Raw genomic sequence first — 22624 nt, forward strand, 5'->3', positions numbered from 1 at the left:
AGGTGGAGACACCCATGAAGGAAGGATTGCCTTGATTTTTTTACGTTATGAGAACTGGAAAAGTTATTTGCGGTTTTACCCAGTGACCTGTCTGATTTTGCTCATTAATATTGTGATGTTTATTGTACTCACCGTACAGGGTGGATCGGAAAATAGTTTGACGCTGATCCGATATGGAGCTTTGATTAATGAAGCGCCATTCACTGATCAGCTGTGGCGATATGTATCAGCCATATTTTTACATGCAGGGTTTGATCATCTTCTGTTCAATTCCTTCGCCATACTCGTATTCGCTCCTCCGCTGGAGCGTTTGCTGGGGTCCTTCCGCTATGTGTTATTGTATCTGGTCACGGGCATTGTAGGGAACATACTGTCCATCGCGCATTACAACATGATGGCGGAAACGACAGTCTCTGTAGGAGCCTCAGGAGCGATTTATGGCATCTATGGAGCATTCCTATATGTTGCCCTGTTCCAGCGGTCACTGATGGATGACGCCTCGCGCAAAACGCTGTACACGCTGCTTGGGTTTGGTATCCTGTTTTCTTTCGCTGTAGCGAACATTAACTGGACGGCTCACTTCGGGGGATTACTCAGTGGGTTTTTCCTTTATGGATTAATGATCAGATTGACTGGCCAACGCAAACGTCACTAAAGACAGTTTTACCGTAAGTTAGCAGGGTAAGAAAGAGGATGATGTTCGATTGACGTCTTCTTCCGGATGTTGAAAAACAGATTGGAGCGAATATCGGAGTGGAATTACGACAGTTGCAATACTTCATGAAGGTAGCGCAAAAAGAACATGTCACTCAGGCAGCCGAGGAGCTACATGTGGCGCAATCTGCGGTAAGCCGGCAAATTCATCAGCTTGAAGAGGAGCTGGGAGTTAATCTTTTTATGCAAAAGGGTCGCAATTTGCAGCTAACGCCAGTGGGACAGCTATTTTGCAAACGGGTTGAGACGATTATAAAAGATCTAGAGCGAGCTGTTTTGGAGGTTCATGAGTTTTTGGACCCTGAGGGGGGCGAAATCCGCATCGGTTTTCCGCACAGTTTGGGGATTCATCTTATTCCTACGGTGGTGGCTGAATTCCGAAAGCGGTATCCCAATGTTAAATTCAGATTTAAACAGGGGATGTACCCGAGTTTAATTCGTGATGTGTTAGCGGGTGAGGTGGATTTGGCTTTTGTATCTCCTTTTCCAGATCGTCATGATCATGTAGAGGGGGACGTGGTGCTGACCGAGGAGTTGTTTGCTGTTCTCCCGCCCAATCATCCTTTAGCCACGGCCAAACACATCACGCTGAGTCAGCTTAAAGGAGAAAAATTCATCCTGTTCAGAGATGGATATTCGTTACGCCCGATTGTCTGGCAGGCTTGTCTGGAGGCAGGATTTACGCCAGATATTGCTTTTGAAGGTGAAGAGACAGATACGATTCGCGGATTAGTTGCGGCTGGTATGGGAGTCAGTCTTTTGCCTGAAATGGCGTTGTTTCAGACCAACCCGCTTCAACCTGCAAGAGTGTCAATTGTTGATCCAGAGGTCACGCGAACTATAGGCTTGATTCATCGCAAAGATGACAAGCTACCATTAGTTGCAAAGTCATTCCGGACTTTTTTGTTGCAATATTTTGGTCTTAAAGGTAGTGTTGCTACTCCGAATGGAAGTGCAAAAGCGGATTTAGGGCAGTGAGTATAGCTGGTTGGTTTTAGATAAAGAAAAAAAGGTTGTTCCTCTACCGTTAACTTGGTGGAGGAACAACCTTTTTTGCAACACAAGCAATTAATCCCGGCTGTTAAAGATACCGATTAAGCGAATTAGTTCCAGCAAGGAAACGAGAGCTGCAGCCACATAAGTTAATGCAGCAGCATTTAATACTTTGGCGATACCCCGTTCTTCATCACTACGGATAAACCCTTCGGAAACCATAATTTCCCGGGCGCGGTTGGAAGCATTAAATTCAACCGGTAATGTAATTAATTGAAAGGCAACAGTAGCCGAGAAAAAGATAATACCCAAGCCAATCAGGTTCGTATAGCTGAATAAGAAACCGGCAATCAGCAGAAATGGTGCAATCCCGGAAGCGAAGTTTACGATCGGAAAGATCCGATGACGGAGTGCTAGCATGGGATAATGCTCTTTATGCTGAATGGCATGACCGACCTCGTGACAAGCTACGGCAACTGCAGAAATCGATTTTTCATAATAAACGGGCTCGGATAGCCGCACGACTCTTTGCATTGGATCATAATGGTCAGATAACGCACCAGGTACTGGTTCAATAGGCACATCATGCAAACCATTGCGATCCAGCATATGCCGAGCTGCATCATAACCGGTTAACCCATTTTCATTTGGGACATCAGACCATTTATTAAAAGTACCTTTTACACGGAATTGCGCCCATAAGGATAAGCCGAACGCAAGAATAATCAATATATACATACCCATCATAAAGCAACCCTCCATTATTGTTCATCATAGCCCGGGCATCTACATCATAGAACTATGCTCCAGCAGATACTTCAGAGCTTCGATACAAGCGGCGCTTTGTGGTAGTAGACCAGTAAGCAACTTGCGCGCTTGAACGGGCTTGAGCTGCCCCAAAAGAGGCTGTAGTTCATTGACTTCACGTTCTAGACGCTGCATGTGCATCTCTAGACTCGTTAGTTTGTCAGTGACGTGCTCTTCCCCCGCGACCGAGTTCCATTTAATCAGTGTCTGTCTGATTTCCTCAAGGCTATACTTCTCTTGTTTCATTTGGTTAATACGTTCAAGCCTGTTTAAGGTTTCATCATTATAAAGACGATAATTTTTCAATGATCGTTCTTCAGGTGTGATCAAACCAAGCTTTGTGTAATAATCAATAGTTCGTTCGCTGACACCAGCCGCCTTGGCTAGCTCACCAATTCGATACAGCTTCATATCCCCATCTGTCTTCACCTCGCGCTCTTCGTTCAACCTTCAATATTAGCATTTGCAAACGGAGTGTATATAAAGAATATTTTACATGATTCCCAACCATACAGTCAAACGTCATGCTTTTTTTGGACGGAAACAAGCTACTTTTATAGTTAGTAAATGTGACATGGAGTGTTTGGGACCATGTTTTTTTAACATAATAAAAAAAATCTTGTCAATTTTCATGTATTCTGATTATAATGACAATAAGAATTTCACGAAATGTAAAGAAAATTAACATTCGAGGGAGTGGGCTTCATGAGAAAAAAGTGGTTAGTTGTATTATTGGCCATGCTGACAGTATTAGCTTTTCCGGTAGGTGCGTTTGCTGCTGACGGTCCGACAAATATTCAACTTCAAGCCGGGCTAAACACGGCCTTTACGTTCTTGGCATTTATACTTGTATTTTTTATGCAAGCGGGATTTGCATTGCTGGAGGCAGGCTCGACACGAATGAAGAATGCAGGCCATGTCGCTGGTAAAACGATTCTCACCACAGGTGTTGCGGCTTTGTCCTTCTGGGCACTTGGATTTGGATTCGGATTTGGTAATGATGGCGGCAACGGATTTATGGGACTGACGGGTTTCTTCATGAGTGGTACGAATGCTGCTGCATCGTTTGATGCTCTTTCAGGTCTGGATGTTCCGATTACAATTATGTTTTTGTTCCACTTTGCTTTCGCTGCGGTATCACTTTCTATCGCATGTGGGGGAATGGCAGAGCGTGCAAAATTAAGTGTATACATTATCTTCGGTATTTTGTTCTCTATCGTGATCTATCCGGTTGTAGCTCACTGGGTGTGGGGCGGCGGATGGCTTGGTAAGTTAGGCATGCAGGATTATGCCGGTTCGACGGTAGTCCATTTGACAGGCGCTACGGCGGCACTCGTCGCTACACTGCTGCTCAAACCGCGTCTAGGCAAGTTCAATAAAGATGGCAAGCCGAACATTATCCCTGGTCATAATCAGGTGTACTCTATCTTGGGTGTTATTATTCTCTGGTTTGGTTGGTTTGGGTTTAACCCAGGTAGTGCTGTATCGGCTATGAACGACGGATTCTTTGGATATGTGGCCTTGACTACCAATATTGCTGCTGCGGCAGGTGGAGTTTTCGCTTTGCTCGTATCCTGGATGGTATATGGAAAGGCAGATATTCCTGCTATGCTAAACGGTGTGCTGGCGGCTTTGGTTGCTATTACTGGTTCTTGTGCCTTTGTAGCCCCTTGGGCGGCACTGGTCATTGGTGCAGTTGCAGGGATCGTCACTTTCTTCACAGCGCAATGGTTCGAGCGTGCAAGAGTAGATGACCCGGTATATGCTTTCTCCGTGCATGGTGTTGCAGGGATGTGGGGCGCAGTGTCCACAGGGTTCTTCGCTACTCCTGAGCTTGTAAAAATAACAGGTGTAGGTCAAGCGGGTCTGTTCTATGGTGGTGGATTTACCCAATTAGGAGTACAGCTGCTTGGACTGATTGGCACCTTGGCTTTCGTGTTCGTCATTTCCTTCATTATTCTGGGTGCGATGAAAGCGATTATGGGTATCCGCGTTACGGAAGAGGAAGAAACGATGGGACTGGATATCAGTGAACACGGTACGTACGGCTATCCTGAGCAAATGAAGTTGGTTGCCGAGGCTGAAAAGCGTTCTGGAATTGTGAACTAATATGTAAAATATAAAGAACCAGTATGGATGAGCGGAGGAGATGGAAGTATGGAACTGCAAAATATGGCCTCTTGGGTGAGTTCCGCTGAAGCGATTGATCAAGCAGATACGCCTGAATCGCTAAGGCAGGCCAGGGTCGACTCTCAAAAATGGCTGCTGGCTTCCCAAGCCTCCGCTCCGTTATCAGACTGGTTACGAACGGCGAATGAAATGCATGACCGCATCGCGGCCAGAGCTGTACAAATGTGTGAAAAAGGGATGGTTGAGGATGGCTTCGGCCCTCCTCCCGTCCCTTATGCATTTATAGCCTTCGGAAGCATGGGGCGCTCGGAATCGACGCTGTGGAGTGACCAGGATAACGGTATGATTATCAGTGACACAATATCTGCTAATAAAGAATTGTATTTTAGAGAGTTTGGTCGCAGAGTGTCTGCGATGTTAGAGTATTTGGGATATCCCAAATGTGAGGGGAAAGTAATGTGCTCGGAGCCGTTGTGGCGCCAAACATTGTCTGGATGGCAAGAACAGCTAACGAAATGGTCGGACGATTTTGCTTGGGAGCCGATCCGTTATCTGATTATCTCGTCTGATATGAGGCATATCGCTGGAGATGAGCAATTATCTGCAAACTGGAAACGAAGTTTTTATGAGTTGTTCCGAAAACATCCTGATTTACCCTCAGCGGTACTTCGGAACACGGTGAGGCATAAAGCGACACTTAATATTTTAGGTCAGATTGTTACCGAGCGCTTCGGTGAGCATGCGGGCGATTTTGATGTGAAATACGGGTTGTACATTCCGCTGGTGAACGCAGTCCGTTTTTTGGCGTTGCAACATGGTGTAGAGGAAACCTCCACCCTCAAAAGGCTCAGTCGTCTCGCATCATTAGAAGCGGCGCCGTTGCCTTTACTCGATGCTTGCGAGCGAGCCTTTCGGATCGCGCTTCAGCTTCGAATGGCTACTCCAGTGAAGAAGAATGATGGATTGCTGGTCAGCAATGGCTACCTGGCTGTAAAGCCGCTCAAACAAAGTAAAGGCTGGCATGAGTTGCGCGAGGCGCTTTCGACAGTACGACGACTGCATCGTGCGTTGCAAAGGCAGTTGCGATTTATGGAAGGGAGAAGGTCATGAAGGAACCAGCGCAGGGAAGTGGCTTCTGGAGCGCTCTCCGCAGAGGAGGAGTGCCGTCTGCGATCGCATCTGTAATGGGGGCTCCTACGGCTCAGCAGATGGCGTTTATTCGCTCCTTAACCCGGGAGCAACGGCGCTCTGAAGTATTGCGGACCCCGCTGGATCGTTTGGAGACGGTAGTTTTTGATCTGGAGACAACGGGATTTTCAGCACAGCATGGAGATGAGATTTTATCGTTCGGGGCGATTAGGGTTGTCGGGGACATGATTATGGAAAAAGAGCAGTTTTATACGCTTGTTAATCCACGGACTGTGATTCCTGAGCATATTACCGAGCTAACTGGGATTACCCGGGAAATGACGGATGAAGCTCCACCGCTTATGAACGGACTGCACGACTTTATGTCCTTTGTAGGTGGGCGAGTACTTGTGGCACATGCTAGCGCTCATGACAAGGCCTTTTTGAATGCTGCGTTATGGAAAACATCTAAAGTTCAATTGACTCACCGTGTTCTGGATACGATGATGCTTGCCAAATGGCTTGAGCCACAGCAACATCAAACCTACAGTTTGGATGAATTGTTGACCTATCAATCCATTCCGATTGAAGGACGGCACCATGCGTTAGAGGATGCGAAAATGACGGCTAAGCTGTGGGTTGCTTATGTTCAGGAAATGTTGAAGCGTAATGTGACCAATTTGGCAGATGTCTACGCGCATTTAAGTCATGCCTGATTCAGTACAAGGCATAGCATAAAAACAGCAAGTTCGCGATTTCGTGGGTTTGCTGTTTTTTTTTCGTCCTGTTCAGATTTAGAAGGTTAGAGGTGGGAACAGTATGGGCATCCTATGGAGAAGGTAAGGGTTATTTAGACGAAAGACAGGTGATACGACTGTGAAAAGATTTCTTTTCATCAGAGCGATGGTTATGCTGGTTGTGGTTGGGGCTTCGTGGGGAGTTATTGAAAACACAACTTATGCAGCAAACCTGTCCATGGAAAATGCACCATTAAAAGAGGAATACGGTAGAGAAAGACTTAAAGCTGAGAAAGAGGTAGAGGATGAAACAGATGCGGTAGAGGTAATGAAAATGATAAAGCCTGGTCAACGGCTTCCTTCTATGATTTTAAAGGGGTTAAATGGCAGGACCTACGATGTAGGGGCCACGCGCAATAAAGCTTTGGTTATTAGCTTTTGGGCTTCGTGGTGCGATCCGTGCCGATTAGAAGCGCCTATGCTGAATGAGTTGTATAGTAAGTACAAAGATGATGTGGATGTGTATGGTATCAATGTAACTCGCTATGATCGATTGGAGGATGTACAAAAGTTTTCCCACTCTTTGGATCTCAAATTTCCCATTTTACTTGATGAGCAAGGAGCATTGTTTGAACGATTTGGAGGGGTGGCTTTTCCAACCCATGTAATGGTTGATCATCATGGACAGGTCCGCGAAATCATAATCGGCATGCTCAGTGAGCAGGAGTTGGAACGCAAAATAGAAACTCTTGAAAAAAAGAAGGTGTCTTTGGGAGCCGAGTAGACTAGACCCCAAAGACACCTTATAAGCTCGTGCGAGCACCTGATTAGTGATTAACTAATCCATGATGAGTAAGCTCTGCCTGATCGTTTTTTGGAGTCGGTGCTTCCAATAATGCGTAACGGAAGCTGTCCAAGAGAGCTTCCCAGCTGGCTTCGATTACATTTTCAGATACACCTACGTTACTCCAGACGTCCTCGTAATTTTTAGACTCAATGAGCACACGTACCTTGGCGGCAGTGGCATCCTTTTCGTCAAGCACACGTACCTTGTAGTCAGCCAAATGCATGTCCCGCAAGGCAGGGAAATATTGAGAAAGAGCCTTGCGGAGTGCGTTATCGAGCGCGTTGACAGGACCGTTGCCTTCAGCTGCGGTATAGACACTCGTCCCTGCGACATTCAGTTTCAAAAATGCCTCGGATACGACCGGGCGGCCGGCAGTTTTCTCTACCAGCACTTTGAAGGATTCAAAAGAGAACATTTCCTTCACTTCACCACCTGCTTCACGAATGAGCAGTTCCAACGAAGCATCCGCGCCTTCAAACTGGTACCCCTGATGCTCCAGTTCCTTGATGCGGCTAATTACGCCACGTGCCTCATCACTAGATGGGTCAAGGGTGATGCCCAGCTCTTGTGCTTTGGATACCACGTTGCTTTGCCCGGCCAGTTCGGAGACCAAGACCCGTTGCTTGTTCCCCACGAGTTCAGGAGCGATGTGCTCATAAGTTCGCGAGTCGCGCAGAATGGCTGACACGTGGATGCCCCCCTTATGGGCAAAAGCTGCATTGCCTACATAAGGCTGGTTCACAGGCATATTGACGTTGGCGACTTCGCTCACAAAGCGGGCTGTATTGTGGAGTTGATTTAACTTCTCAGTATCTAGACAGTCGTAGCCCAGCTTGAGCTGCAAATTAGGAATGACGGAGCACAGGTTAGCGTTACCACACCGTTCACCGTAGCCGTTGATGGTACCCTGAACCTGCCTTGCGCCTGCTTGTACAGCACTTAGAGAGTTCGCTACTGCCAATTCGCAGTCATTGTGTGTATGAATACCCAACTGCGACCTCGTTATCTGGCTTTGCAGCATAGTGACAATTTCCTGAATCTCATGCGGTAGGGTACCGCCGTTTGTATCGCACATCACGAGCCAATCCGCGCCTGCTTCTTCTGCTTTTTTCATAACGGCCATTGCATACTCGGGATTGTTTTTATATCCGTCAAAAAAATGTTCGGCATCAAAAATAACCTCCATGCCCCCTTGCTTTAAAAAGGCGATGGAGTCGTAAATCATAGACAGATTTTCCTCCAGTGTCGTCTGTAGGGCGGTGTGTACATGAAAATCCCATGATTTACCCACAAGTGTAGCAGCCTGAGCGCCGGATTCCAGAATTCGTTGTAGATTGACATCCTGTGCTGCGATGCTATCTTTGCGGCGCGTGCTGCCGAAGGCGACAATCTTTGCCTGAAGGCCTAGCTCTTGTACCCGTTTGAAAAATTCGATATCCTTGCTGTTGCTTCCGGGAATCCCGCCTTCAATATAATGAACACCGAGATCATCGAGTTTTTTGGCGATTTTCAATTTGTCATCAGCAGACAAGCTAATTCCTTCTCCTTGAGTGCCGTCTCGCAGCGTTGTGTCAAAGATAGAAATAGCGGTGGACATGAGGGACTCCTCCTTTGCGGATTGCTCAGATTGGTGATGCTCTGCTTTTTTTAAGCACATTAATTTAGTTGTTTAACGCTTAAAAACAGGAAAGCGTTAGTTTGTCGTGTTCGTATGTTAGTCGATTATATCAACTTATGACTTCAATTGTAATATATAATTATCATTTTTAGCCGCAAAACCTTTATTTTTTATGTAAAATAGAAATAGCATTTAAGGGTATTTCAAGTATAAAATCAAAACACATATTCCCGCAATGACGGGTGAATTTACAGTTAAAAAGAAGGGTTGAGCATGAAAGATGTCAGTGCTTATTATCCGGCTGGTGGACGAGTTATTCTGCATGTGGATATGAATGCATTTTATTGTTCCGTTCATGCAGCGGAGGAGCCGGAGAAATATAAGGGACTGCCTACCGCGGTGGCAGGCAGTAGTGAGCTGCGCAAAGGTGTAATTGTAACCTGCTCATATGAAGCTCGACGATTGGGCATTTCAACAGGGATGGTCGTTCAGCAGGCTCGTCGGATCTGTCCGCAGCTCATCGTAATACAGCCTGATTTTCACTTGTATCGTCGTTATTCCAAGGCATTTATGAGTATTGCCTATTCGTATACGCCTATGCTGGAAGCAACTTCAATTGATGAGTGCTATCTGGATATTTCTGGATCCAAACAGTTTGGAACACCTATGGAAATTGCTGAGGAAATCCAGCGCAGAGTAGAGGACGAACTGGGTCTGCCCTGTTCAATTGGAGTTGCTCCCAACAAGTTGCTGGCCAAAATGGCCTCTGATCTGAAAAAACCACGCGGGATATCTATTCTACGTTTGCGTGATGTACCCAACATTTTGTGGAACCTTCCCTGTGGTCAATTGTTTGGTGTGGGCCGCAAAACGGCAGATAAGCTTCTACAAATGAACATTCGCACCATTGGACAACTGGCTAAAGCTGATGAGCATATGCTGGTTGGCGTATTTGGTGTGACGGGTTCGTGGTTAAAATTGGCCGCTAATGGGATTAACCATTCTCCAGTCAGCACTGAACGGGAGCCAAACAAGTCCATTGGTCACACGACTACCCTGCCTATGGATGTGGTAAAGCTGGAAGAGGCCCAACGGGTACTTCTTAACATTAGTGATCAGGTAGCCCGGCGGCTTCGACGACACGGTATGCTGGCAGGAGGTATACAATTGACGATTCGGACGCCGGATATGAAGACCTTTACGCGTTCTCAGGTCAGGAGTACTCCTACGGAAAGTGCAGAGGACATATATAAGGAAGCTTGTGCGTTGTATCGTCGCCATTGGGGAGAGGATAAGCCAGTGCGCTTGCTGGGGATTACGCTACAGCAGCTCATTCCAAAGGAGGAAGCGGCCGTTCAAATGGATCTATTTGAATACCAGGATCAGCCTAAGAAGGAAAGCTTATTGAAGACGATGGATGCACTGCGCGATAAGTTTGGTGAAAATGCAATTTTGACCGCTGGGATGTTGGGAGATGATCCTTCGGTACTTCTTCGCAACTCCAAGTTGCGTGGAACTTCGCTGCAAAAAGACAATCTACCAACTCCGGAGTGAACTTCTGGGTGATTTATTGCAAACATCAGAAGCTTACGTTATAAGTGTTTTTTGCATGAAGGATAAAGGAAAATAATTTGTAATAATATTGGGTTTGTATTAATATGTGAATAGAATGCAAAAGCTGGTTTGTTTGACTGTATAGGAGGAAGAGAAAAGTTATGGCTAAATACACTTGGGTAGAAAAAGATACATGCATTGCTTGCGGAGCGTGTGGCGCTACAGCACCAGACATTTATGATTATGATGATGAAGGTTTGGCAGAAGTGATCTTTGAAGGGGATGCAAACCAAGGCATCAAGGCGATCTCAGAAGATTTGTTTGATGATATGCAGGATGCTTGTGACGGTTGCCCTACAGATTCCATCAAAGTAGCAGACGAGCCGTTCAATAAAGAAGGTTAAGCGTAGGCTTCTTCGATAGGCACAGCACTGACAGCTCCCTTCGCCGTATAACGGTGAAAGTAAGCTGTTGGTGCTGTTTTTTTAGATTATAGAATGGTTCAGCGGAGCTGAACTATCCTATAATCGCAAGAAAGACTTCTGCCAAGAGCGGTCTGGCTTCCGTGAGAGTACGTCGATAGACGTTTTTTTATGTGCTGTCCATCGAGTCTATTTTTGCCGATATACATAATAGGAAGTATGCAAGATTACACGATCAGGAGGATCCGATGAACCATTCGCCTCATCTTAAATCGTATGTAAAAAAACACCCTGATAATAAAATGGCCTGGTATTTACTCGGCAAAGAGTATGAGAGCAGCGGTCAAGAGGGCAAAGCAAATTATTGCTTTAATCGCGCAGGAGAAGTGTTCGAAGCCTTCGAGCATAAACAGATTCCGGCAGACGTATGGATGGAATATCAGGATAAACTGGTTCAAATGTCGAAGGAGAAGGATCGAAGGACGGCTCGAACACGCCACCTGTTAACTGCGTTAATGGTACTACTGCTCATATGGGTTCCTTCAGCCAATTCACCGAGACCTTCAAATGAAAATGCATCTGATCCCTCTGGAACTGAGCAGGTAGCAATTGATAATATTGAAGTTACGAAAGTGGCCACTGCTGATCCGAAGGAGATGGCCCAGATCGGTGTGGTTGGTGGTGTGTTTACGGCTCAAGCTCGAAAAGGGAGTGGAGCTGGAACGGGGCTTACTGATTTGTTGGCTAAGACTAGCCGACTGCCGTCCAAGACTACGGTGTTGGGTATGGAGCAAGGGGGCTCATGGCTGCTCTGGAGAGAGGGTATGAAGCCATTACTTAGTGTACAAAACAAAGGAAACGGTGGATTAGCTGTTCAGTCTTACGACGCCGCTGCGTGTGCTTGCAAGCCGTCAGACAGTGAAAATCTTCGCAAAGCAGGTCTGAAATGGGCTGCTGGACAGGAGGAATTAGCTGTGTTGAATAGCTCCATGCATGCTTTTCGCTCACAGCATCACCGTCTTCCCCAGAGTCTTGATGAACTGACACGAGACTTTCCCGCTAACACGATTTACGGTACGACAGACGGGATGAAGAAGGCTTTTACACCTATGCGTAATTTACTTGCTTCACCAGGACAGGGAACAGGGAAGGCAGTAGATTTAGACGCTAACTCGTCGGTCGAAAGCAGTCCATTACTGGCATCGTCATTGCACGGACGACCTTTTCTGGGGCAACCGCTGCGAATTGTGGTGGACAAATCCAAGCACAGGCTCGCACTGGTGAGTGGGAATGTACTTATTCGAAATTATCCTATCGGTTTGGGCGGAGAGAAAACACCAGAAGGGAAGTTTGTGATTACCGATAAAGTAGTAAATCCGAACGGCAAATCCAACGGTGAGTTTGGCAGTCGTGGAATGCAACTGTCTGCAACGAATTATGCCATTCATGGCACGAACGAGCCGGACAGCATTGGCAAAAATGAGTCGTTGGGTTGTGTCCGAATGGGTAAAGAGGATGTGGAGGAATTGTTTGCACTAGTACCTTCGGGTACGGAGGTAGTTATTGGTAACGGGGAATTGCCTGATCAAGTGCTTGTGCCTGGTTCTCGATTTACAAGTGAGCCGCAGCATGACCAGACGAATTCCCGCAAAACCTATCACTGGCTAAATTAACGTTTTGATGTTATTGCTACTTGGTGTTTAACGATTTCCTGCTTGTGCTAAAACAATGACCAGAATAATCACAATGATGAGGAGAACAAAGCTGACGGCGGTCCATACAATCGCTTTCTTGTTCACCTCATCCTTTTTCTTTTGCAGACTGGGCGGCTTGCGCTTGGTCTTCATATCAGCAATCCCTCTTTTCTAACGGGCTAAGGTCTTGTCTTACTATGTCCATTGTAAATGGTTTGATTATACATTTTCAATGACATCTCCATGACAACTGAATTGTTCTGGAGCTACACCTCGCAAATTACTTTCTTTTTGGTATGGAAAAAGCTAAACTATTTTGTAGAGATGTTTTTTTAGGATTGTGCAAGGGCATAGAACGGAGTGGATGAATCGTGTTGTATCGAAGGATTGCGAAACCTGTTTTTTTTAAAATGAGTCCAGAGACGGCCCATCATGTAGTCATTGACGGCTTAAAACATGCGGGCTCATTCCCTGGTGGAGCAGCGACACTGCGAGGGATGTACGGAGTCAAGGAAACGGAGGATCTTGCCGTTGATCTGTTTGGCATTCATTTTCCCAACCCGATTGGACTGGCTGCAGGACTGGATAAAAATGCAGAAGCGGTTACTGGTTTTTCTTCCATCGGGTTTGGATTTATGGAAGTGGGAACGGTGACACCTGTGGGACAGCCCGGCAATGATCGGCCCCGGTTGTTCCGACTACCTCCTGATGAGGCGTTAGTCAATCGGATGGGCTTTAACAATCTGGGTGCTGAGAGCATGGCCAAACGTCTAGCTGCACTCAAACATCGACTTGTTCCGGTCGCAGTTAATATCGGCAAAAATAAAATCACTCCCAATGAGGATGCTCATAAAGACTATGAAAAGTGTATTTCCGCACTGTATCCGTATGCGGACTTCTTTGTAGTGAATATTAGCTCGCCGAATACGCCGGATTTAAGAAAGCTCCAGCATGGTAATGAACTGAAGTCGCTATTGGAAGCGGTTCGGGCAGAGATGGGAGTTCAGGCGAAAAAGTATGGCAATGCCAAGTCTGTACTGGTTAAAATTGCGCCAGATGTATCGGATGAAGAATTGGAATATATGACAGATGCGATTGCTGCCAGTGGAGTAGACGGCATTATTGCGACCAATACAACAATATCCAGAGCTGGTCTGACACACCGAAATGCGAGTGAAACAGGAGGGCTGAGTGGTAAGCCGCTGCGTGACCGTTCCACAGAGGTCATCGGACGGGTGTACCGCCAGACGGAAGGTAAGCTGCCTATTATCGGATCAGGCGGCATCTTCACGAGTCGTGATGCCTATGACAAAATTAAAGCAGGCGCAAGCCTGATTGAAATTTATACAGCATTGATCTACGAAGGGCCGGAAGTAAATAGGGCTATACATGCTGGCCTGCGTGAGCTGCTTCGAAAGGACGGCTTTAGACACATTACCGAGGCTGTTGGTGCAGATCACAGATAAAAAAGTGTTGTCGGAAGAGACAGGAGGTACGGGGATGGACGGAAGAGACTGGGGAACATTTTTACTGCCATACGATCAGGCGGTGGAAGAGCTTAAGGTCAAGTTCAAAACAATGCGTGCGGAGCTGAAAAAGCGCGAGGAATACGCTCCTATCGAATTCGTAACCGGACGGGTTAAAAAAATATCAAGCATCCTCGATAAGGCAAAGAGATTACAGGTTCCTTCTGATCAGCTGGAGACGGGAATCGAGGATATTGCAGGCATTCGCATTATGTGCCAATTTGTAGAGGATATTCGGCGGGTGGCCGAATATATCAGAAGACGTAAGGATTTGACCGTACTGTATGAAAAGGACTATATCACCAATTATAAAGACAGCGGCTATCGCAGCTTTCATATGATTGTGGAGTATCCGGTTCAAACAGCAGTGGGGCTGAAAATTGTGCTAGCAGAAATTCAAATCCGTACTTTGGCTATGAATTTTTGGGCAACCATAGAGCATTCTCTTAGCTATAAGTATCGTGAAAGCTTGCCTGATAATATGCGCACACGATTGAAAAAGGCAGCTGAGGCAGCCTTTGTATTGGATAATGAGATGTCTTCTATGCGTCTTGAAATATTGGAAGCGCAGAAAAAGTTCGAGGATGAAGCCAATATCGTTTCTAAAGTGCTAACAGGTATGCACCGGCTGTATTTCTACCATAAGATCAGTGAAACGATTGATGCGCAGCGCAGATTTAATGAACTGTGGGAACGGCACGACATGGAAGGAATCAAGCTGCTTCACGATGAGGTCAAAGAGATGCTAGAAGCCTCTACCAAGGAAGAAGACAGGGATGAGTATTAAATGGAAAACCTTTCCTACGAACCGCTGTACGTGACTTATTTGGTATACTTCAATCGGGATCGGGATTACTTTGAATGTCATGAGGTACTGGAAGAGCTGTGGCTTAAGCTGGACCGTGACCCTGTATATAAAGGTTTGCTTCAAGTTGCTGTAGGGCTGTATCATTTCCGGAATGGTAACTATCGTGGTGGACATATGATGCTGAATAGTGCGGTCCACAGGTTGGAGCATGCTCCTTCGCAGGCGCTGGGCATTAATATGGCGAAGCTGGTGGACGAGGCGCGCGTTTGCGCCCGTCAGCTTGCTCAAGCAGTTATGACCAGTACGGAAGAGCTTCAGCACCAACCGCCGGTTTATCGGGATTTGACGATTGAAATCGTCGAGCCCGGGCTGCGCCGGGCCGTGGAGAAGGCATCGTCGTCCATTCCAGTCAACATCCCGCAGCAGAGAGGTCCTCGGCGTGGGGAAAAGCATGAGCAGCGTCAGCAGGCGCTGGCAGCTTCAATTAGGCGAAGACAGGCCGCTGACGGCTCAGGCTCTGTCTCGGCGGAAACGAAGGATACGCCTTGAGTTTGAAGCGCATGATAAGCAAGCAGCCCGATCCGTTTCATGAGGATCGGGCTGCTTGATCGTTTCAGGTGTGTGAACGTTTGACTAGGAGGTTACGTTCTTTTTATATTTCTCAAAGAAGGCTTTGAAATCGTCGAGTGTATACCCATTGTCCGAAGGACTTTCCTTCAATCCACCTACCATACGTTCCTTTTCCACGCCTTTTTCGTAATAAATGAGCGTAGGGGTATACTCAATCTTATACTTGTCCCAGCCATCCTCATACTCACGCAGGTTAAATTCGTGCATCGTAATGTTCTCCTGCTTGCTCAAAGGCAAGAGCTTAGGGGTAGTGGCGCGGCAATGCACACAGTCGGACGCGAAATGATAGACGAAGAAGTTTTCCTTTTTGTCAATTTTACTCTGTAGATCTTCCGGCTTAATAATTTGCTGATAGTTCGGGTCATTTAGCAGCTCTTGAGTAGCAGGATTTAACGAGGCTGTGGAAACGCCATACAGCTTGTTTTTAGTGCCTGAATTTAAAGCGAGCAGCACTCCAAGCAAAATGACCAGCACAACAAAAAAGCCGATGACAGGTATAAGCTTTTTTTTGTTGGATTTTTGTGCGTTCAATGCAATCTCTCCTATCAAAATTCAAAATATGTAGCTATGAATCTCATTATTATACAACATTACAGATTGTAGTGAAAGTTCGTAAATCACACCGATATTGCAGGATAACAGGTTGAATATGGTACAATAAAATTTATTTTAAAAGGACAGGATGATTACGATTATGGGTGTACATTTCCCCACAGCATTTGTAAAGCGCATGGAGCAACTGCTCGGCGACGAATTTGAAGCATTTATGACCGCCTATGACCACACGCCCCATGCCGGGATTCGCGTCAATACGTTAAAAATTCCGGTGGAGGACTTTAAGGAACGTTCTCCGTTCGAACTGCGGCCAATTCCATGGTGTGCCACGGGTTTTTACATTCCGCACGGTACGAAACCGGGGTTACATCCTTACTACCATGCGGGACTGTACTATATACAGGAACCGAGTGCAATGTCTCCGGTTGAACTGCTCAACGTAGCTCAAGATGAAGCTGTATTGGACTTGTGCGCTGCACCGGGCGGGAAATCGACCCAAATAGCTGCCAAACTACAAGGAAGCGGCGTATTGGTGACCAATGATATTAGCACGGACCGAACCAAAGCATTGGCTAAAAATGTGGAATTGTACGGTGTGCGTAATGCCGTGGTACTGAATGAAAGCCCGGATCGAATCGCCGATGCCTTTCCTCATTTTTTTGACAAGATACTAATTGATGCACCTTGCTCGGGAGAAGGTATGTTCCGCAAAGATGAGGATATGGCAAAACAATGGGAAACGCATTCGGTGGATAAATGTGTAGTCATGCAACGGGACATTTTGCGTGTAGCGGCCTCGATGCTGAGCACAGGAGGGAGAATTGTCTATTCGACCTGCACCTTTGCGCCAGAAGAAAATGAAGGAATGATCGCAGAATTTCTGGAGGCTCATCCCGATTTTGACGTAGTCCCTGTTCCATCGGAAGCAGGTTTTGCACCAGGCCACCCGGAATGGATGAGTGAAGAGGTCGCGGCATCACATCCCGAACTGCGGGGAACAGCACGCCTTTGGCCGCATCTCGTAGAGGGAGAAGGCCATTTTATCGCTGTGTTGCAACACCAGGGTGGTCGTGTCACTGGGACTGAAGATCACACTGAATCCGGGGATTTGACTCCATTTGAGGGCAAGAATGACAGGGCATTGAACATAGATGCAGTGTATCCACGGAAGAAGCAGTTTTTGTCCGTCAAGGAAGCACTGACGCCAAGCGGTCAAGGAAGGCATGCGACTGGGGAGCCTAAACGAAGTGGAAAAGGAATGGATGGGAGGTCCGGTAAAGGAAAGTCCGCGCGCGGCTTGGGTGGCAATAAGTCTCGTTCTGGCAAAGAGAATGTAAAATCTGCTGCACGCTCCCCACAAGATGTGTTGGAGTCCTATCACCAATTTATGAAGGATCAGCTGGAGGTGTCCTTTACAGGCTATACGGTGGTCTATGGAGATCGTATTTATCAGTCGCCATTGGCATACCATCGTTTGGACGGCCTTAAGGTAGTGCGACCAGGCTGGTTTATGGGTACCGACAAGAATGGTCGCTTTGTGCCTTCACACCCGCTGGCGGTGGCATTATGCCCTTCAGAGGCGGCTAGAAGCATCAATCTCTCCAGTTCAGATGCTGAGGCCATCCGGTATTTAAAAGGGGAGACCTTGTCCATCCCCGTTGAGAGAATGGCACTGCGGAACGAAGTCCAGCCCAAAGGCTATACTCTCATGTGCATTGATGGTTATTCGGCTGGGTGGGGCAAATGGCAGGACGGCATGCTCAAAAATGAATACCCTACAGGTTGGAGGTGGACATCGGTATGAGTGGAAAAGGGAGACAAACGCAACGTTTGGATAAAGTTTTGACCCATATGGGATATGGCTCCCGTAGTGATATCAAGCGACAGGTGAAGCAAGGGATGATCACGGTAAACGGGAGGATCATCAAGGATAGTGGCTTACAGGTTCATCCATACCAGGATCAGATTGAAGTGAACGGGGAACGTGTTGTTTTTCGGGAGTATATTTACATCATGCTGCACAAGCCACCGGGCGTTATATCTGCAACCGAAGATACAAGGGAGCGGACGGTGCTGGATTTGCTGAGCGCGGAGGAACGACACTTTGAGCCTTTTCCAGTTGGACGCTTAGACAAAGATACAGAAGGGCTATTGTTGTTGACCAACGACGGTAAGCTAGCGCACGAACTACTTTCTCCACGGCGGCATGTCCCTAAAACATATGAGGCTATCGTATCGGGTCATGTCACGGAGGAGGACATTCATCAATTTACAGCAGGAGTGGAACTGGATGATGGGTATGTTACCCTTCCTGCACAGTTGACCATTCTTCGCCATGAACATCCGCACCAGGCAGATGGGGAAGTCATTTCTTATATTTCACTTGTAATCCATGAGGGAAAGTTTCATCAAGTGAAGCGTATGTTCGAAGCGGTTGGTAAAAAGGTTACCTATTTAAAAAGAATAGCTATGGGCCCATTGAAGCTAGATGAACAGCTTCCACTGGGCAGCTATCGAGAGCTGACCAGTGAAGAACTGGCATGGATCGGCCGGGATATAGCATCTGCAACGTCAGAAGTTTGATGGGCAGATTAAATATAAATGACGCACAGGCTCTTATGAAATTCCTGTGCGTCATTTTATGATATAGACAACCAGACAGAGAATTATTCAAACTCAACGTTCAACACTGAATCGCAGTTTACGAATTATTGTGCGCGTGCTGCCCGACTCTTTTTCACTTCGGCTGCTGTATAAGCTGTAACCTTGTTTTTACCTGTCGTTTTGGATATGTACATCGCTTGATCGGCCTGCTTGACCAGTTCATCCGGGTTCATTTCCTTCTTCACTGTACTGTGTCCGACACTGATGGTGACAATGCTTTCTTCCGCGACCCGCTCGCGGATACGTTCTGCAACATGTCCAACCTTGGCACGTCGATCCACAACCATTGCGACCAGTTCCTCGCCACCGTATCGTCCGGTCAGTCCGATTTCATCCAGTTCATCCTCCATAATCTGTGCCACCTGTTTGAGTACTTCATCCGCACGAGCATGGCCCTGCGTATCATTCAACTTTTTGAAATTGTCAATATCGCAAAAAATGACCGACACGCGGATTCCTTGATCCATATATCGCCGTAGTCGTCCCGAAAAATATTTACGGTTATATAGCCCTGTCAGGCCATCGGTGATGGAAGAACGGTAAATCCTTTGGAGCAGCTCCACAATCCGTTCAAACAGGATGAGGAATAACGTAGTGTAGTACAGCAATGGTAAAAATGACATATATAGGACTGTGTTTGATCTTCCAGCTTCTGCAGGGATGTCATTTCGCAGCCACAAATAGCCAAGCCAGAGCAAATACATGAATAAGCCGGCTACATACTTCTTTGGCTGTCCGATTCGTGGGGTGATGAACACAAGGCTCAGTATAAGTACCAGTACTCGATAAAACAGAGTGAACCCAACTAGTTTCGCTGCGCTGATCCAAGCGGGCAACAAACCTGCAGTCCAGGCAATAACCGGCAATATCAATAACGCACCCAGCAGCAGCAAGGTCCATGTCTGCGCACGTTTCAGCTTCCGGTAGAGTTGAAATACGGCGGCATTGATGAGCACGAAGGCAGACGCCTCCAGCACATTTTTCCACACGATTCCTTGGAGTTGCATCTTGCCTCCACCTGCTGAATAGAGATTCATGGCTTCATATGTCATAATAATAATAGCGGCAACCGAAAAAAGGATATAGGCTTTTTTTCGTTGTCTGCTATATATGATCACGCACATCAGTGCCATCATGAGTATAATATACAAACCGCAGGCTGCACTTACGGCCCCGGCCAGAGATGGGAAACCCAAGGTTCCCGATAAGGACAACAACGTCAACATCACCGACTCCATTTGCAAGAATAGTCAATCTATTGAACGGTTGATATCGTTCCGATACAATAGACAGGATTTATCCTATTTAAAATGTTATAATTTTCTTTTGTGACTAACATTTATTCTCAATATATCATCTTTCAGAAAATCCGGAAACCTATACATACAATCTGTGATCCGGGCAGTTTAATGCTTGAAAGGGGAAGCACGTCATGAAATTGCTACAGGCTCTCTTTTTCCCACCCGAGCAACCGGGAGGCGTTTCATCCATGATTCCATATCTGCAAGAGCGATTTACATCCCCCCGTTGGGAAATGGAGCTATTTTCAATCCCTAAACGGATTCGTAACAAGGGTAGGGACGAAGTAACTTTTGACACCTTTGACTGGACGAGATATGAACAATATCCAATCGTTCAAAAATATATTCAGACGTACCGCGACTATTTGTGGTGGACCCGGCTTCGTATTCAGAAGCCCTATGACCTTATTCACGCTCATCATCCGATTGCCGGAATCGCCATGAAAACTGTTTTTCCTGACATTCCGCTCGTACAGACGATTCACTCTTCCTATGAGAAGGAATTAATTCTAAACGGGAAAATAGAGGAGAACGGGCCTGAACACCAATTCTTGGTGTCACTGTATGGCGAAATGGAGCAGAAGGCGGATCGCCTGATAGCGGTATCTCATTCTTTTCAGCATTACTTAACTCCTTACGTTCAGAATCCGCAAGACATTGCAATCATTCCGAATGGATATGATGAGAAGCGCTTCAAACCCATTCCACACGAAAATGAAGTGACACAGCTCATAACCGTTTGTCGCCTTGTTCCGGCGAAAGGACTGGATATTTTATTGCGGGCCTGTGCTGAACTTAAAAAAAGAAATCTGGATTTTGTGCTTCATATTATTGGAGACGGCCCGGTTCGCCCTGAGCTGGAAGAGATGGCGCGACAGCTCGATATATACCATGAGACGATTTTTTATGGATATACCCTTCATCCAGAAGAGTTTATGCCTTTCTTTGATGTATTTGTCTTGCCTTCTCGGGCGGAGGCCTTTGGTTCGGTATTTGCGGAAGCAGCGTTAAGTTGTCTGGCATTGGTAGGTACAGAAGTGGGAGGAATACCGGAGCAGATTGAAGATGGGGTAAATGGTCTGCTCGTGCCACCCGACAATCCGAGGGCACTGGCAGACGCATTAGAGAAGGTCATTGCTGACCCTGCCTATCGTTATGAGCTGGCTAGATCTGCCTGCGATAAAGCTAAATCAAGCTATTCTTTAAGTCGGGCGGTTAACGAGTTGAAGAAAATGTATTTGAAATTTCCACATTAACTATGACGGGTACCACCTGGTTTGGAATCGGAATGCCGAAAGCTGGAGCGAGGACGTGAGGAACGGAAAGGTCTCCTGCGTCCTGCTATGATCAGTTTACTAACCCACATCAGACTGAGCATTCCGAAAATAGGATAAAGGACAGATAACAGTGAACTGAAGCCGAACTGACTGATTAAAAAACAGGTGAGCATAATGAATAGTGTGATGAGCTTGGGCGAAATTTGGACATGCTGACGAATTTGCAGACTGACTCCATAAATGTCGGCTACAAAGGTACTGAAGATTTCCATGAAAATGAGTAGAATGTATATGATTTCGACAAAGGCACCCAGACGGTAAGCAATGCTTCCCATAGGGATTTCAAATTGCTGAATACCCGGCATATGTGCTGACATGGCAAAGTGTGCAGCCATCAGCATAAACCCGACACCAACTCCGCCCAAAACTCCGCCCCAGCGGATGGTTCTTCGGGAAAAGGTTTGGCTGCCAAGTGGTACAAGCACGGCTTGGGCCATAGTTAGGTTGAAGGACGTGTACAGCAGTGGAGAGAGCAAGGTTCGAAATGTACTGTGATCTGTCGTATTCGTAATAAAACTCTGAGGATTGGGCATGGAGAGCGTGCTGTGAACGAGCAGAAGAGACATGATGATCATCAGAGGGACAACCACGGTGTTCATGTGCAAGATGGCCTTAATGCCTTTACTTAGCAGCAAATAAGTACCAATCAGTGTAATAAGCAGTCCGGTTTGGTAATGCAGGTGAAGGTGCTCTACAAAAACAGAGCCGGCTCCTGCCAGCATGACGCTGTTTACGCCAATCAACACGATGAGTGTGAACCAGCTAATCCATTTCCCGGCATTGGCACCAAAAAGATGTTTGTTCAGGTCCTCGTAGGATTTGGCCGAAATATCATGAGCGATCAGCATCATTTTCGTACCCAACCATACAAATATGATTGTGGATAGCATAATAGTGAGTGTAGCCCAACGACCATACTGCGTAAAAAATTGCAGAATTTCTTGTCCGGTAGCAAATCCGGCACCGACGATTGTACCGATGTATGTAAAAGCAATTTGAAAAACATGAATATTACGTTTCATCCCCAGTCCCTCCTTGCCTGCTTGAATAACGCTGCAGCGAGCATATAATACAAACTATGTTCAACTGAAATAGGACATGACTGGATGAGACTGAAAATAATTAAAGTGAATTAATGAATAGCTTGACGGGAGCGTAA

22 protein-coding genes are annotated in these 22624 nt (G+C 46.5%); 15 read left to right on the plus strand and 7 right to left on the minus strand.

The genetic code is table 11. The annotated features are described in order from the left end of the window. The first annotated feature begins 31 nt into the window (after nucleotides 1–31). Nucleotides 32–655 carry a rhomboid family intramembrane serine protease gene (locus tag NLX74_RS02410; protein ID WP_254327845.1) on the plus strand — a complete coding sequence of 208 codons (624 nt, stop codon included), beginning with the start codon at nucleotides 32–34 and terminating at the stop codon, nucleotides 653–655. A gap of 98 nt (nucleotides 656–753) precedes the next feature. Next, nucleotides 754–1692 carry a glutamate biosynthesis transcriptional regulator GltC gene (gltC, locus tag NLX74_RS02415; protein WP_039270004.1) on the plus strand — a complete coding sequence of 313 codons (939 nt, stop codon included), beginning with the start codon at nucleotides 754–756 and terminating at the stop codon, nucleotides 1690–1692. A 90-nt stretch (nucleotides 1693–1782) separates the two neighbouring features. Here gltC and NLX74_RS02420 read toward each other — a convergent pair whose 3' ends face one another. Next, nucleotides 1783–2454: a zinc metallopeptidase gene (locus tag NLX74_RS02420; protein WP_023988023.1), complete on the minus strand. Its 672-nt coding sequence runs from the start codon at nucleotides 2452–2454 to the stop codon at nucleotides 1783–1785. A gap of 39 nt (nucleotides 2455–2493) precedes the next feature. Continuing rightward, nucleotides 2494–2925 (minus strand): MerR family transcriptional regulator, encoded by a 432-nt coding sequence (locus tag NLX74_RS02425; protein WP_023988024.1) that lies wholly within the window; start codon nucleotides 2923–2925, stop codon nucleotides 2494–2496. A 294-nt stretch (nucleotides 2926–3219) separates the two neighbouring features. Between NLX74_RS02425 and NLX74_RS02430 the strand changes: the two genes are divergently transcribed. The 4 genes from NLX74_RS02430 to NLX74_RS02445 all read left to right on the plus strand — a co-directional run bounded on the left by NLX74_RS02430 (nucleotide 3220) and on the right by NLX74_RS02445 (nucleotide 7293). Beyond that, nucleotides 3220–4623, plus strand: a complete 1404-nt coding sequence (locus NLX74_RS02430) for an ammonium transporter (protein ID WP_039270006.1) — start codon at nucleotides 3220–3222, stop codon at nucleotides 4621–4623. A gap of 48 nt (nucleotides 4624–4671) precedes the next feature. Further along, nucleotides 4672–5754 (plus strand): DUF294 nucleotidyltransferase-like domain-containing protein, encoded by a 1083-nt coding sequence (locus NLX74_RS02435; RefSeq protein WP_250261796.1) that lies wholly within the window; start codon nucleotides 4672–4674, stop codon nucleotides 5752–5754. After that, on the plus strand, nucleotides 5751–6488 hold the full coding sequence (locus NLX74_RS02440) for an exonuclease domain-containing protein (RefSeq protein WP_061828597.1): 738 nt from the start codon (nucleotides 5751–5753) through the stop codon (nucleotides 6486–6488). Before NLX74_RS02435 ends, NLX74_RS02440 begins: the two co-directional genes overlap by 4 nt. Before the next feature lie 160 nt (nucleotides 6489–6648). Next, nucleotides 6649–7293, plus strand: coding sequence for a TlpA family protein disulfide reductase (locus tag NLX74_RS02445; RefSeq protein WP_254327846.1), 645 nt, complete (start codon nucleotides 6649–6651; stop codon nucleotides 7291–7293). A gap of 43 nt (nucleotides 7294–7336) precedes the next feature. Here the strand turns inward: NLX74_RS02445 and cimA are convergent, their stop codons facing one another. Further along, nucleotides 7337–8953: a citramalate synthase gene (cimA, locus tag NLX74_RS02450; protein ID WP_069291637.1), complete on the minus strand. Its 1617-nt coding sequence runs from the start codon at nucleotides 8951–8953 to the stop codon at nucleotides 7337–7339. Nucleotides 8954–9247: 294 nt separating this feature from the next. Between cimA and NLX74_RS02455 the strand changes: the two genes are divergently transcribed. The 3 genes from NLX74_RS02455 to NLX74_RS02465 all read left to right on the plus strand — a co-directional run bounded on the left by NLX74_RS02455 (nucleotide 9248) and on the right by NLX74_RS02465 (nucleotide 12623). Next, nucleotides 9248–10528 carry a DNA polymerase IV gene (locus NLX74_RS02455; RefSeq protein WP_023988030.1) on the plus strand — a complete coding sequence of 427 codons (1281 nt, stop codon included), beginning with the start codon at nucleotides 9248–9250 and terminating at the stop codon, nucleotides 10526–10528. A 161-nt stretch (nucleotides 10529–10689) separates the two neighbouring features. Beyond that, nucleotides 10690–10932, plus strand: a complete 243-nt coding sequence (locus NLX74_RS02460) for a ferredoxin (protein WP_013309730.1) — start codon at nucleotides 10690–10692, stop codon at nucleotides 10930–10932. Between the two features lie 266 nt (nucleotides 10933–11198). Then, nucleotides 11199–12623 (plus strand): L,D-transpeptidase, encoded by a 1425-nt coding sequence (locus tag NLX74_RS02465; RefSeq protein WP_254327847.1) that lies wholly within the window; start codon nucleotides 11199–11201, stop codon nucleotides 12621–12623. Nucleotides 12624–12650: 27 nt separating this feature from the next. Here the strand turns inward: NLX74_RS02465 and NLX74_RS02470 are convergent, their stop codons facing one another. Beyond that, nucleotides 12651–12797, minus strand: coding sequence for a hypothetical protein (locus NLX74_RS02470; protein ID WP_023988033.1), 147 nt, complete (start codon nucleotides 12795–12797; stop codon nucleotides 12651–12653). 218 nt (nucleotides 12798–13015) lie between these two features. Between NLX74_RS02470 and NLX74_RS02475 the strand changes: the two genes are divergently transcribed. Genes NLX74_RS02475 through NLX74_RS02485 form a run of 3 tightly spaced genes read left to right on the plus strand, consistent with a single transcriptional unit; the run spans nucleotide 13016 to nucleotide 15527 of the window. Continuing rightward, nucleotides 13016–14110, plus strand: coding sequence for a quinone-dependent dihydroorotate dehydrogenase (locus NLX74_RS02475; RefSeq protein ID WP_254327848.1), 1095 nt, complete (start codon nucleotides 13016–13018; stop codon nucleotides 14108–14110). 34 nt (nucleotides 14111–14144) lie between these two features. After that, nucleotides 14145–14957 (plus strand): GTP diphosphokinase, encoded by an 813-nt coding sequence (gene yjbM, locus NLX74_RS02480; RefSeq protein ID WP_023988035.1) that lies wholly within the window; start codon nucleotides 14145–14147, stop codon nucleotides 14955–14957. After that, nucleotides 14958–15527 (plus strand): DUF309 domain-containing protein, encoded by a 570-nt coding sequence (locus NLX74_RS02485; RefSeq protein ID WP_254327849.1) that lies wholly within the window; start codon nucleotides 14958–14960, stop codon nucleotides 15525–15527. It abuts the gene before it with no gap. 84 nt (nucleotides 15528–15611) lie between these two features. Here the strand turns inward: NLX74_RS02485 and NLX74_RS02490 are convergent, their stop codons facing one another. Beyond that, a complete protein-coding gene (locus tag NLX74_RS02490) occupies nucleotides 15612–16139 on the minus strand; it encodes a thioredoxin family protein (protein ID WP_013309735.1) in 528 nt (175 codons plus the stop codon). Between the two features lie 163 nt (nucleotides 16140–16302). Between NLX74_RS02490 and NLX74_RS02495 the strand changes: the two genes are divergently transcribed. After that, a complete protein-coding gene (locus tag NLX74_RS02495; protein ID WP_254327850.1) occupies nucleotides 16303–17967 on the plus strand; it encodes an RsmB/NOP family class I SAM-dependent RNA methyltransferase in 1665 nt (554 codons plus the stop codon). Beyond that, on the plus strand, nucleotides 17964–18746 hold the full coding sequence (locus tag NLX74_RS02500) for a pseudouridine synthase (protein ID WP_254327851.1): 783 nt from the start codon (nucleotides 17964–17966) through the stop codon (nucleotides 18744–18746). The genes NLX74_RS02495 and NLX74_RS02500 overlap by 4 nt, the downstream gene beginning before the upstream one ends. Before the next feature lie 125 nt (nucleotides 18747–18871). Here the strand turns inward: NLX74_RS02500 and NLX74_RS02505 are convergent, their stop codons facing one another. Then, nucleotides 18872–20053, minus strand: coding sequence for a GGDEF domain-containing protein (locus tag NLX74_RS02505; protein ID WP_254327852.1), 1182 nt, complete (start codon nucleotides 20051–20053; stop codon nucleotides 18872–18874). A gap of 206 nt (nucleotides 20054–20259) precedes the next feature. Between NLX74_RS02505 and NLX74_RS02510 the strand changes: the two genes are divergently transcribed. Then, complete coding sequence (locus NLX74_RS02510; protein ID WP_254327853.1) at nucleotides 20260–21384, plus strand: glycosyltransferase family 4 protein; 1125 nt, start codon at nucleotides 20260–20262, stop codon at nucleotides 21382–21384. Here the strand turns inward: NLX74_RS02510 and NLX74_RS02515 are convergent. Then, entirely contained in the window at nucleotides 21381–22487 is a 1107-nt protein-coding gene (locus tag NLX74_RS02515) for a YkvI family membrane protein (protein WP_254327854.1), read from the minus strand. The two genes, NLX74_RS02510 and NLX74_RS02515, sit on opposite strands and share 4 nt — an antisense overlap. Between the last annotated feature and the right edge of the window lie 137 nt (nucleotides 22488–22624).

This window comes from Paenibacillus sp. MZ03-122A (assembly GCF_024213325.1).
GTDB lineage: Bacteria > Bacillota > Bacilli > Paenibacillales > Paenibacillaceae > Paenibacillus > Paenibacillus polymyxa_B.